Consider the following 11,712-nt stretch of genomic DNA (forward strand, 5'->3'; position numbering starts at 1 on the left):
ATTACGAATGCTGAGGAGGGGTTATGCAGCAACTTGTTTTTGTTTATGGAACCTTGAGGCAAGGTCAGTCCAACCACCACTATTTGCAGCAGTGTGAGTGCTTAGGAAGATTTGACACCCCTGAGGAATACGCTCTTTTTGATTTAGGTGCCTATCCAGCGATGATTTCTGGAAAGAAAAATGTCGTTGGCGAGGTCTATACCATTAACGACGAAGTTTTGGCTTCGCTCGATCGGCTAGAAGATGTTCCTGTTGAGTATCGTCGCGAACAAATAGAAACTATATTTGGATTAGCATGGGTATATTTGTATCAGCTTGATCTAACGGCTAATAAAGAAATACTTTCGGGTGACTGGTGTAAGCGGGACAATCCGTAATAGTTATCTATCCGTAACATCTATGTATTCTGAGTTGTCGAACAAAAAGCCAGCATGTAAATGCTGGCTTTTTTAATGGCGTTAACTTGAAAAATAAGCGAGACGGTTAGTCTCGGTTAAGTTCAAGGAACTCTTCTACTTTTTTCACCATGTTCTTAGAACCGACAAAGAAAGGCACACGTTGGTGCAGTTCTGTTGGTTTTATATCCATGATGCGTTGGGCGCCATCGGAGGCAATACCGCCAGCTTGCTCCATGATGAAGGCTATTGGGTTGCACTCGTACAGCAGACGTAGTTTACCCTGAGGGTGGCTTTGCGTACTCGGGTATAAGTAGATACCGCCTTTCAGAAGATTACGGTGGAAATCTGATACTAGAGAACCGATGTAACGTGATGTGTAAGGGCGGTTGTCGCTTGGCTCATTTTCTTGGCAGTACTTGATGTACTTTTTAACACCCGTAGGGAAGCGAATGTAGTTACCTTCGTTGATGGAATAAATCTTACCTTCATCAGGGATCATCATGTTTTCATGAGACAGACAGAAGGTGCCCAGAGATGGGTCGTAGGTGAAGCCATTTACACCTGCACCAGTTGTGTAAACAAGCATAGTTGAAGAGCCGTAAATTACGTACCCCGCGGCTACTTGCTTGTGTCCTGGCTGTAGGAAGTCTTCTTGTGTTGGTGGGGTACCAACAGGTGATACTCGACGGTAGATAGAGAAGATTGTCCCAACAGATACATTGACATCGATGTTTGAAGAACCATCAAGTGGGTCCATCAGAACGACGTATTTTGCGTTTTTGTTGAGCTCTTTATTGAAGGCGACAGCTTCGTCTTCTTCTTCACTTGCAACACCACAAACTTGATCACGAGCTTCTAGAGCCGCTTTAAACTTGTCGTTCGCGTAAAGGTCTAGCTTTTGCTGTTCTTCACCTTGAACGTTGTCTGTACCAACAGCGCCAGTGATGTCGACTAGACCAGCCTTGTTGATCTCACGGTTAACAATTTTTGCAGCAAGTCGAATAGACGACAAAAGGGATGATAGATCACCGCTTGCATGGGGGAAGTCACTCTGTTTCTCAACAATGAACTCACCAAGGGTGCGCATCTCAGACATGTTATTTCCTTAAACTTCTCTCAATATTAGGGGGATTTGAGCACTATAGAATTTGCCTCTTACTCGGACTTTATTCACCTAGACGCCTACTTAAATTCTAAAGGTTAGATCTTTTTAATGGTAATGAACTAAGCGACGCAGATCTCACTTACTATGTCGACTAAATTTGTTTTGCATTGCTACTCGCTTTTAATCGCCATTTAATGATAATGAGTGCAGTAGTTTGATTTAGACATGGTTCATTTAGCCAAGCGTTTGGAAGCAATTTATGCATATTCATATCTTAGGAATTTGTGGCACCTTCATGGGAGGTGCTGCGGTATTGGCTCGTCAATTAGGTCACAAGGTTACCGGTAGTGACGCGAATGTTTACCCACCAATGAGCACTTTGTTGGAGTCTCAAGGGATTGAAATTATTGAAGGGTTTAACCCAAGCCAGTTAGAACCAAGGCCTGATCTCGTGGTGATTGGTAATGCGATGAGTCGTGGCAACCCGTGTGTTGAGTATGTATTGGATAACAACCTTAGATACACCTCAGGCCCGCAATGGTTGCAAGAGTTCTTGTTGCATGATCGTTGGGTATTAGCGGTATCGGGAACGCATGGCAAGACAACAACATCGAGCATGCTGGCTTGGATTTTAGAAGACTGTGGCTATGCGCCTGGCTTCTTAGTGGGCGGCGTGTTAGGTAACTTTGGTATCTCTGCTCGCCTTGGTGAAAGCATGTTCTTCGTGGTCGAAGCTGACGAATACGACAGTGCTTTTTTTGATAAACGATCTAAGTTCGTTCACTACCACCCAAGAACCTTGGTAATGAATAACCTCGAGTTCGATCATGCTGACATCTTCGATGATCTTGAGGCGATTAAGCGTCAGTTCCACCACTTAGTGCGCACTGTGCCAGGTAATGGCCGAATTTTCTCTCCTAAAGAAGATACGGCGATTCAAGATGTTTTATCTCGCGGATGCTGGAGTGAGACAGAATCGAGTGGTGAACAAGGTGATTGGGATGCCAAGAAGCTGGTTAAAGACGGGTCTCAATTTGGAGTGTACTTCCAAGGCGAATGCGTAGGAACTGTCGACTGGAATTTGGTTGGCGACCATAACGTCAATAATGCTTTGATGGCGATTGCAGCTGCGCGACATGTAGGGGTGACACCTGATTTAGCGTGTGAATCGTTGGCGAAGTTCATCAACACCAAACGTCGTCTAGAGTTTAAAGGCGAAGTGGCAGGCGTTTCTGTCTATGACGATTTTGCTCATCACCCAACGGCAATTGAACTTACGCTGAGCGGTTTACGTAATAAGGTCGACACGAAAAAAATAATTGCCGTTTTAGAGCCTCGTTCTGCCACAATGAAACGTGGAGTGCACAAAGAAACGCTGGCTGATTCGTTGAAGCAAGCGGATTCTACTTACTTATTCCAACCCGATAACATTGATTGGTCAGTACAAGACGTCGCCGATGCGTGTCACCAACCCGCGCACGTGAGTGATAACATGGATGCATTCGTTGCTAAAATTGTCTCTGAGGCACAAGCGGGTGACCAAATCTTGGTAATGAGTAATGGTGGCTTTGGTGGTATTCACCAGAAACTGTTGGATGGATTGGCACTCAAAGGCTAACGCATCCTCGACCTTATAATTTGAAGTAATTGAGAACATGACAAAACACGATAAAGCGATAACTCTGGCTTTCACTGGCGCATCCGGTGCGCCTTATGGCCTGCGTTTACTTGAATGCCTTTTGGCCGCCGATTATCAGGTCTACTTGCTGATATCATCGGCAGCGCGAGTAGTGTTGGCGACCGAGCATGAACTTAAGTTACCTGCTGGGCCAGATGCTGCGAAACAAGCTTTGGTTAAGCATTTAGATTGCGACCCAGAAAAGCTGGTGGTGTGTGGCAAAGATGATTGGTTCTCACCGGTTGCCTCTGGTTCAGCAGCACCGAAGCAGATGGTGGTGTGTCCATGCTCTGCGGGAAGCTTGGCATCGATTGCTCATGGCCTATCAGATAACTTGATCGAGCGTGCAGCAGACGTGGTTATGAAAGAACGAGGACAGTTGTTGTTGGTGGTTCGTGAGACGCCATTTTCTACGTTGCATTTAGAGAATATGCACAAACTCTCGACCATGGGCGTGACGATTATGCCTGCAGCTCCGGGTTTTTATCATCAACCTAAGTCGATTGAAGACCTGGTCGACTTTATGGTGGCACGTATTCTTGATCACCTTGGTATCGAGCAAGGTTTAGTGCCACGTTGGGGTTACGATCAACGTAATTGATCCAAACTTGATGGCTTATTGTTAAAAATCAAATTACAATCCTGAACACTCATCGGGGAGCGAACCATTCAAATAATGAATGCGAGCTGAGATCAAGCAAGTGCTTGGGACCCGTAAACCTGAACCAGATAATGCTGGCGTAGGAATTGAGTTAGGAACAACCTCTACCGTTCTCCTCCCTCAAACCTGTGCCGCTCAGACCATGGAGAGCGTCCAGTGAAATTAACATTAACAACTCTTGCTGTTACTACAGCCATCTCTTTTTCTGCCTTCGCAGCAGACAACACCTTAACGGTTTACACTTACGACTCTTTTGCTGCGGATTGGGGCCCTCGTCCTGCCGTTGAAAAAGCATTCGAAGAAAAGTGTGGTTGTGATGTGAATTTTGTCGCGTTAGAAGATGGAGTGTCTATTCTAAACCGCTTACGTCTTGAAGGTGGCAACAGCAAAGCTGACATCATTTTAGGCCTAGATAATAATCTCATGGCTGAAGCGAAATCTACAGGCTTATTGGCTGAGCACAGTGTTGATACATCATCTGTGACGCTTCCTAACGGTTGGAACGACAGTACCTTTGTTCCTTATGATTTTGGTTACTTTGCGTTTATCTATAACAAAGAGAAGCTAGCAAACCCGCCAAAGAGCCTGAAAGAACTGGTTGAGCAACGTGACGATCTTAAGGTTATCTATCAAGATCCACGTACATCAACACCAGGCCAAGGCATGATGCTATGGATGAAGTCGGTTTACGGTGATGAAGCAACTGCAGCATGGAAGAAGCTTGCTCAGAAAACTGTGACTGTGACTAAAGGTTGGTCTGAAGCTTACTCTATGTTCCTAGAGGGCGAGTCTGATTTAGTGTTGTCTTACACAACTTCCCCGGCTTATCACATCATTGCAGAAAGTGATTCTAAGTACGCAGCTGCAAGCTTTGAAGAAGGTCATTACACTCAAGTGGAAGTGGCAGCGAAGGTTAAAGGTAGCAAGAACGAAAAGCTTGCCGATGAGTTTATGGCATTTATCTTAAGTGATGAGTTCCAATCGGCGATGCCTACTGGCAACTGGATGTACCCAGTGACCGATGTTGAGCTACCAAAAGGGTTCGAGCAACTTACGGTTCCTCAGAAAGCGCTAAGCTTCACACCAGAAGAGATCGCCGAGAAGCGTAAGCCTTGGATTCGTGAATGGCAGAGTGCACTTACTTTTTAACTTATTATTTAAGAAAATGAGTTTTCTAACGTACTTTTAAAAAACTAGCTTTCTGTATTTAAAGGTTCATTCGTTATGTTTGGAGTGAACCATTTACGGTAAAAAATCGATTTATGATAAAGAAAACACCTAAGGTCGGGGTTTGGGTTGCGATACTCATTACCGCCTTCGTGGTTTCAGCAGTTGGGGCATTGCTTAGCAATGCCCCTTCTCTTGATATCAGCCAAGTATGGTCCGATCCTTACTATTGGCATGTAACGAAATTCAGTTTCTATCAAGCGACACTCTCAACGATGCTGAGTGTTGGCTTTGCTATACCTATTGCTCATGCTCTATGTCGCAGACAATTTTTTGGACGGGCCTTGTTGTTAAGGCTGTTTGCTTCGACCTTGGTTTTACCCGTATTAGTTGGCGTATTTGGTTTGCTAGCTATTTATGGTAACAGTGGTTGGTTAGCTAAATTTCTGGCGAACTTCGATATTGAATTGCCATTCTCGATCTATGGGTTGAATGGTATTTTGCTCGCACATGTCTTCTTTAACCTGCCTTATGCTAGCCGTTTACTTTTACAAGCTTTAGATACCGTACCTGCCGAGCAGCATAAGCTTTGTGCTCATTTGGGTATGAGCCATTGGAATAAATTCAGATGGGTTGAATGGCCTCGTTTAAGACAGCAACTGCCACATGTGTGTGGTTTGGTCTTCATGCTGTGTTTTACCAGCTTTGCTACCGTGATGGCACTAGGCGGAGGACCTAAATCAACCACTATCGAACTCGCTATTTATCAGGCGATTAAATTCGACTTTGACCTGCAGGCTGGTGCCTTGCTCGCGATATGGCAAATGCTGCTGTGTGGTGTGCTAGCTGTGAGCATTCAACGCCTATCGAAACCTATTTCAGTGACAGCCAGTCAATTGTCGGAAGAGAAATATTTGGTTAAGGATAGCTGGTGGTCAAAAGCTTGGGATAGCTTTTGGATCATCACCGTCTCAATGCTGGTATTGCCGCCATTAGCTATGGTTATCGTCAGTGGCATTAACTCGCAGGCATTAATCGTACTGAGCAGCGAGCCGTTTTGGGCTGCGTTAATGACCTCGGTTAAAGTCGCGTCATTAGCAAGTGTTATCGCGGTTGGTATTGGTATCGCCATACTGCTGACTAGTCGAGCATGGCGCTTACAGAATAAGAATTTTCGAGCCGATAAAATCGAGCTGATTGGCACTATTATCTTAGTTACTCCCGGGCTTGTGATCAGTACGGGGCTCTTCTTATTACTGCGTTCATTCACCGATGTTTTCAGCTTAGCTTTCTTTATCGTGATTGCAGTAAACAGTTTAATGGCGCTTCCTTACGTAATTAAAACCTTGGCTCAACCTATGCTGCATTTGTCTCAGCAGTATCAGTATGTGTGCGCAAGTTTGGGAATGACTGGTTTCACGCGTTTTAGGCTAGTGGAGTGGCGTGCATTGCGAAAACCGATGGCACAAGCTTTCTCGATCAGCTTTATGTTAGCAATGGGTGACTTAAGTGCGATTGCTTTGTTTGGTAGCCAAGATTTTAGAACTCTGCCTTTGTACCTATTCCAATTATTAGGCAGCTATCAAATGGAAGCCGCAGCTGTGGTTTCCGTGAGCTTACTGTTACTGAGTGTTGGCAGCTTTAGCCTGATTGAATTTTTATTTACTCGAAGATCTAAGCTCGATGCTAAAGAGTTGAGGAACCGATGATGTTAGTGATGAAAGATGTGGACTACCACTATCACAGAGAGTTGTTTTGCTTTGATTTTCAAGCTGAGCAGGGCGATATTGTTGCGCTGATGGGGCCAAGTGGCGCAGGTAAATCAACGCTGTTGGCATTGGTTGCTGGGTTTATTGAGCCCACTTCGGGTGAGATCTCTGTAGCGGGACAATCACTGATTGGCAAAGAAGCACATCAGCGTCCATTAGCGATGTTGTTTCAAGAGCACAATTTGTTTGCCCATCTCACCGTACGTGAAAATATTGGCTTAGGCTTGCATCCAGGGTTAAAGCTTACGGCAACTCAAAAGCACGAAGTCGAACAGGCCGCTGCACAAGTGGGTGTCGCGGAGTATTTAGATAGATTGCCTGAGCACTTATCGGGCGGTCAACGTCAGCGTGTCGCGTTAGCTAGATGCTTTGTTCAGCCTCATGATATTTGGCTGCTTGATGAACCTTTCTCTGCGCTTGACCCTTTGCTTCGTGAGGAAATGCTTAACCTTGTTAGGCGATTAGCCGCCGAGCGAAACATTACGGTATTGATGGTTACTCACCACTTAGGTGATGCACGCAGTATCGCAAATAAGTTCGTTTTTGTAGCGCTAGGTAAGGTGTTGGTTGCAGACTCGATAGAGACACTGACGGCTGAACATCCACAGCAAGAGCTAAGCTCGTTTGTTAAAGCGGGTGAATGATAATTTTTCACTCCTGTGAGTACTTCTTAATATTGAGTACTTATTGATATTGAGAGCTTCTTGATATCGAGTGCGTCAAAAACAAAAAGACCTAGCATGCGCTAGGTCTTTTATTATCTTTCTGATTAAAGGGCGGCGAAGATTAGTCGCCTAGCTTTAGCTCTTTTAAGATTTGGAATATTTCACGAGAAGACTTAGCCGGTTTGTTTGCCGCTTTCTCTTTGTTAGCTTGACGAGCGAGCTGACGAAGACGTTGACGGTCTGCTTCAGGGTACATTTCCATAACGTCTGAAATGGCCGCATCGCCTTCTGCAACAACACGATCACGCAGTTGTTCTAGTTTGTGCAGTTCAACTGTTGCTTGAGAGTGTTTGTTGCGAATCTTATCTAAAGCCGCTTGAATTGGCTCTGGATCGACACTGCGCATTACTTTACCAATGTATTGAAGTTGACGGCGTTTCGCTTCATTTTTAAAGCGTTGTGCATCTTTAATCGCTTGTGCCAAATCTTCAGACAGCGGAAATTTGTCTAATACAGAAGGCTTTAGGTCAACAAGCTCTTCTCCCAGCTTTTGCAGGGCGTCCATGTCCGTTTTCATTTCTGTCTTACTTACCCAGATGATTTCTTCTTCTGGTTCCCATGGGGCTTTTTGGTTTTTGCGAGCCATCTTTTCTGCCTATGTCACTATCTCAAACGAATATATTGCCTATTTTAGCAAGAATCTTGGGGAGAAAGCGAAATTCTTGTTATCCTACGTAATATTGACCTAAAAAATTAGAATAGATATGGATGTAAAACAGCAAGTCGCCCAACAACGAGTTGAGCTAGAAGCCGCAGTAGCTAAAGCGTTGGATATGGCATCAGTGAGTGCAGACGCCGCTGAGGTTGCTATTACTAAGTCAACGGGTTTAAGTGTTTCAACACGTATGTGTGAAGTGGAAAACGTTGAATTTAATAGTGATGGTGCTCTAGGTATTACTGTTTACCGCGGTCAGAAAAAAGGCAGCGCATCTACATCTGATCTGAGTGAGAAGGCAATTGCTCAAACAGTCGCGGCTGCGCTTGATATCGCTCAGTACACTTCTGAAGACCCGTTTGCTGGTCCTGCCGCAAAAGAATACATGGTAAAAGAAATTCCAGATTTGGATCTTTTCCACCCTGATGAACCAAACCCTGACTATGCCGCTGAGATTGCAATTGCTGCTGAGAAGCAAGCGCTAGCTTATAGCGACAAGATCAAACAGAGTGATGGCGCAAGCTACGACAGCCATTATGGCGTTAAGGTTTATGGTAACAGCCATGGCTTACTAGCCAGCTACGCTTCAAGTCGCCATAGCACGAGCTGCTGTGTGATTGGACAAGGCGCTAACGGTGAGATGGAGCGAGACTACAGCTACACCGTTGCACGTCACCGTGATGAGCTATGGACGCCTGAGCGCGTAGGTCAAGAAGCAGCTGAAAAGACAATTAGCCGTTTGGATGCGAAAAAGCTACCAACAGGCCAATACCCAATCATGTTTGCTAACGATGTCGCGACTGGCTTGATTGGCCACCTTGTGATGGCGATCAGTGGTGGTAACCTATACCGTAAGTCATCGTTCTTATTGGATCACCTAGGTCAGAAAATTCTACCTGATTGGTTTAACATTTCTGAGCGTCCTCATATCTTACGTGGTTTGGCTTCAAGCCCATTCGATAGCGAAGGTGTGTTCACTCAAGATCGTGAAATCATCACTGATGGTGTGTTAGCAACTTACCTGCTAACTAGTTATGCCGCACGTAAAATGGATATGACACCAACAGGCCATGCTGGTGGTATTCATAACTGGTTCGTTAAATCAACGGGTCAAAACTTTGAGCAGATGCTAAAAGAACTAGGCACCGGCTTCCTTGTGACTGAAGTAATGGGTCAAGGCGTTAATACCGTGACCGGTGATTATTCACGTGGCGCAGCAGGTTTCTGGGTTGAGAATGGAGAAATCCAATACCCAGTATCTGAAGTGACGATCGCGGGTAACCTAAAAGACATGTTCACTCAGATTGTTGCGGTTGGTAACGATGTTGAAACGCGTTCACAAATTCAAACGGGTTCTATCTTGCTTGAGTCGATGAAAGTCGCGGGTGACTAATGAAGTTAGCGCCAATATGATGAATTAAAAAAGGGAGCCGATGGCTCCCTTTTGGTTTTCTGTATTTCGCCAAAAATAGGCTAGCTGCTTATGATAACTAGATCAGTATGGTTGCTAAGCCTAAGAACACCGATAGGCCAATAACATCGGTTACTGTGGTCAGTGCCATACCGCCTGCCAATGCCGGGTCGATATTCATCTTTTTCAGCATTACCGGGATGGTTACACCGGCGATACCAGCGACAATCAAGTTGGTCATCATCGCTGCTGAGATGATGCCTCCCAGTATCCAGTTACCTTTCCAAGCAACCACAATACCACCAATGATAACAGCCCATAACACGCCGTTTAGGAAGCCGATGGCCGCCTCTTTGAGTAGTAGTTCGCGTTTGTTACTGTCACCGATATGACCGAGTGCTAAACCACGAATCACAAGCGCAACGGTTTGGTTACCAGCAACCCCGCCCATTGAAGGTACGATAGTCATTAGAACCGCAATCGCTGCCATTTGGTCGAGTGTTGCTTCAAACATATTGGATACAGATGCAGCAGCAAGTGCAGCGAGTACGTTGGCACCCAACCAGACACTACGACGACGAGCAGATTTTACGACTGGAGCGAAGGTATCTTCGTCATCGTCCATACCCGCCATGCTCATCATTGAGTGCTCGGCGTCTTCACGGATAACATCAACCACGTCATCGATAGTGATACGACCAACAAGATGCTGGTTACTATCAACAACGGGTGCAGAAACCCAATTACGACGTTCGAACAGACTGGCGATATCGGAAGCACTGGTTTCAACCGCAATCGCTTCGTCAGCATCTTCCATCACTTCGGAAACCTGAATATCGGGCTGAGTCGTTACTAGTGTGGTAAGCGATAGGTTACCGATCAGACGTTCTTCTTCATCAATAACATACAGAGCATCGGTTGCGTCGGGCAATTCGCCACGCATACGCATATAGCGCAATACAACGTCGACATCGACGTCGCCACGAATCGTGATTACGTCGGTATTCATGATCGCACCCGCTGAATCTTCTGGGTACGAAAGGGCGGTTTCTACTAATGCACGATCGACGGAGTCCATTTGAGAAAGGACTTCGCGAGAAACATCGTCGGGTAGGCTTCGAAGTACGTACGCGACGTCATCGGTTTCCATACCTTCTGTTGCTTCTGCCAAGGTTTCTGGTGCCATTTTCGACACAAGCGCATCTTTGACGTCTTCGTTTAGTTCATCAAGAATTTCACCGTAGTCTTCTGGATCGGTGAGTTGCCAGAGTACGTCACGACTTTTGCGAGGGGAGGCTTCTAAAAGGTGTGCAATATCTTCAGGTTCCATGTCCTGAAGTTGTCGACGTACGTGAACAAATCGGCCGTTTTCTAGGGCTTCGCTGACTTCTTGGAGGGTTTGGTGAGCTTGGTCGAATTCTAATTGCTCTGCCATATTTTCCTCCTATTTCATTATTCTAACAATGCTTGGGATAGTAACTTAATTCTGGGGCTTATTTAAATCATAAACTTAGCTAGAACTAATATTTAATACTGGTTGGTTCGAAGTTTGAGTCTTCAGTGTTGTCAGTGACTCGTTTTCGCTACTCACCCTCATCAAACTTGTCTTCAATGAGGTGGCAAACAGCATCAAGTGCTTGTTGTGAATCGGTGCCTGTAGCTTGGATCGTGATGTGTTGCCCTTGCGCTGATTCCAGCATAAGCAAACCCATCACACTGTCTGCAGTTGCGATTTTATCTTCTTCGCTATGGATAGTGATAGTTGCATCAAAACTTTGGGCAAGCTCAACCAATTTTACGGCTGCTCTAGCGTGAAGACCCAAGCGATTTTGGATCAGTACAGTTCGAGTTAATTCCATGGTTAGCCCTGTTGGTGCTTCTCTAGGGAGGCATGTCTGATTTGAACTTGATGACCGAGTTGTTCGAAGTATTCACCAATTTTCTGAGTTAGATAAACTGAGCGGTGTTTGCCGCCAGTGCAACCAATCGCGACCGTTAGGTAACTGCGATTATTCTTCTCTAACATGGGTAACCACTGCTCAACAAAGCCTTGAATTTGTTGCTTGAGTTCAAGAACTTCAGCGTGTTTCTCTAGGAAAGAGTGAATTGGTGCATCAAGTCCTGTCAATGGTCGTAGTGCCGG

At 45.4% G+C, this 11,712-nt stretch carries 11 protein-coding genes, 1 pseudogene and 1 riboswitch; of the genes and pseudogenes, 7 read left to right on the top strand and 5 right to left on the bottom strand.

Going from position 1 to position 11,712, the window contains the following annotated elements; translation table 11 throughout:
• The first annotated feature begins 23 nt into the window (after positions 1 to 23).
• Positions 24 to 377, top strand: coding sequence for a gamma-glutamylcyclotransferase (locus AB4653_RS00340; protein WP_009847755.1), 354 nt, complete (start codon positions 24 to 26; stop codon positions 375 to 377).
• A 106-nt stretch (positions 378 to 483) separates the two neighbouring features.
• Here the strand turns inward: AB4653_RS00340 and fbp are convergent, their stop codons facing one another.
• Positions 484 to 1,494: a class 1 fructose-bisphosphatase gene (fbp, locus tag AB4653_RS00345; protein ID WP_009847754.1), complete on the bottom strand. Its 1,011-nt coding sequence runs from the start codon at positions 1,492 to 1,494 to the stop codon at positions 484 to 486.
• A gap of 268 nt (positions 1,495 to 1,762) precedes the next feature.
• Here fbp and mpl point away from each other — a divergent pair, with 268 nt between their 5' ends.
• The 5 genes from mpl to thiQ all read left to right on the top strand — a co-directional run bounded on the left by mpl (position 1,763) and on the right by thiQ (position 7,422).
• Positions 1,763 to 3,121: a UDP-N-acetylmuramate:L-alanyl-gamma-D-glutamyl-meso-diaminopimelate ligase gene (gene mpl, locus AB4653_RS00350; RefSeq protein ID WP_009847753.1), complete on the top strand. Its 1,359-nt coding sequence runs from the start codon at positions 1,763 to 1,765 to the stop codon at positions 3,119 to 3,121.
• Between the two features lie 37 nt (positions 3,122 to 3,158).
• Positions 3,159 to 3,782 (top strand): flavin prenyltransferase UbiX, encoded by a 624-nt coding sequence (locus tag AB4653_RS00355; protein WP_009847752.1) that lies wholly within the window; start codon positions 3,159 to 3,161, stop codon positions 3,780 to 3,782.
• Positions 3,783 to 3,825: 43 nt separating this feature from the next.
• Positions 3,826 to 3,945: riboswitch (TPP riboswitch) on the top strand.
• A 53-nt stretch (positions 3,946 to 3,998) separates the two neighbouring features.
• On the top strand, positions 3,999 to 4,991 hold the full coding sequence (gene thiB / locus AB4653_RS00360; RefSeq protein ID WP_009847751.1) for a thiamine ABC transporter substrate binding subunit: 993 nt from the start codon (positions 3,999 to 4,001) through the stop codon (positions 4,989 to 4,991).
• Between the two features lie 113 nt (positions 4,992 to 5,104).
• Positions 5,105 to 6,718: a thiamine/thiamine pyrophosphate ABC transporter permease ThiP gene (gene thiP / locus AB4653_RS00365; protein WP_009847750.1), complete on the top strand. Its 1,614-nt coding sequence runs from the start codon at positions 5,105 to 5,107 to the stop codon at positions 6,716 to 6,718.
• Entirely contained in the window at positions 6,718 to 7,422 is a 705-nt protein-coding gene (thiQ, locus tag AB4653_RS00370) for a thiamine ABC transporter ATP-binding protein (protein WP_009847749.1), read from the top strand. The genes thiP and thiQ overlap by 1 nt, the downstream gene beginning before the upstream one ends.
• Positions 7,423 to 7,564: 142 nt before the next feature.
• On the opposite strand, the gene yjgA is transcribed toward thiQ, so the two are convergent.
• Complete coding sequence (gene yjgA / locus AB4653_RS00375; protein WP_009847748.1) at positions 7,565 to 8,089, bottom strand: ribosome biogenesis factor YjgA; 525 nt, start codon at positions 8,087 to 8,089, stop codon at positions 7,565 to 7,567.
• Positions 8,090 to 8,207: 118 nt separating this feature from the next.
• Between yjgA and pmbA the strand changes: the two genes are divergently transcribed.
• Positions 8,208 to 9,551, top strand: coding sequence for a metalloprotease PmbA (gene pmbA / locus AB4653_RS00380; protein ID WP_009847747.1), 1,344 nt, complete (start codon positions 8,208 to 8,210; stop codon positions 9,549 to 9,551).
• A 97-nt stretch (positions 9,552 to 9,648) separates the two neighbouring features.
• Here pmbA and mgtE read toward each other — a convergent pair whose 3' ends face one another.
• The 3 genes and pseudogenes from mgtE to AB4653_RS00395 form a co-directional block, all read right to left on the bottom strand.
• On the bottom strand, positions 9,649 to 11,004 hold the full coding sequence (mgtE, locus tag AB4653_RS00385) for a magnesium transporter (RefSeq protein WP_009847746.1): 1,356 nt from the start codon (positions 11,002 to 11,004) through the stop codon (positions 9,649 to 9,651).
• A 148-nt stretch (positions 11,005 to 11,152) separates the two neighbouring features.
• Positions 11,153 to 11,428 (bottom strand): HPr family phosphocarrier protein, encoded by a 276-nt coding sequence (locus tag AB4653_RS00390; RefSeq protein WP_009847745.1) that lies wholly within the window; start codon positions 11,426 to 11,428, stop codon positions 11,153 to 11,155.
• 2 nt (positions 11,429 to 11,430) lie between these two features.
• Positions 11,431 to 11,712, bottom strand: a pseudogene (locus AB4653_RS00395) (RNase adaptor protein RapZ); the annotation flags it as partial.

It is taken from the genome of Vibrio sp. 10N.222.48.A3 (assembly GCF_041475345.1).
Lineage (GTDB): Bacteria > Pseudomonadota > Gammaproteobacteria > Enterobacterales > Vibrionaceae > Vibrio > Vibrio tasmaniensis_A.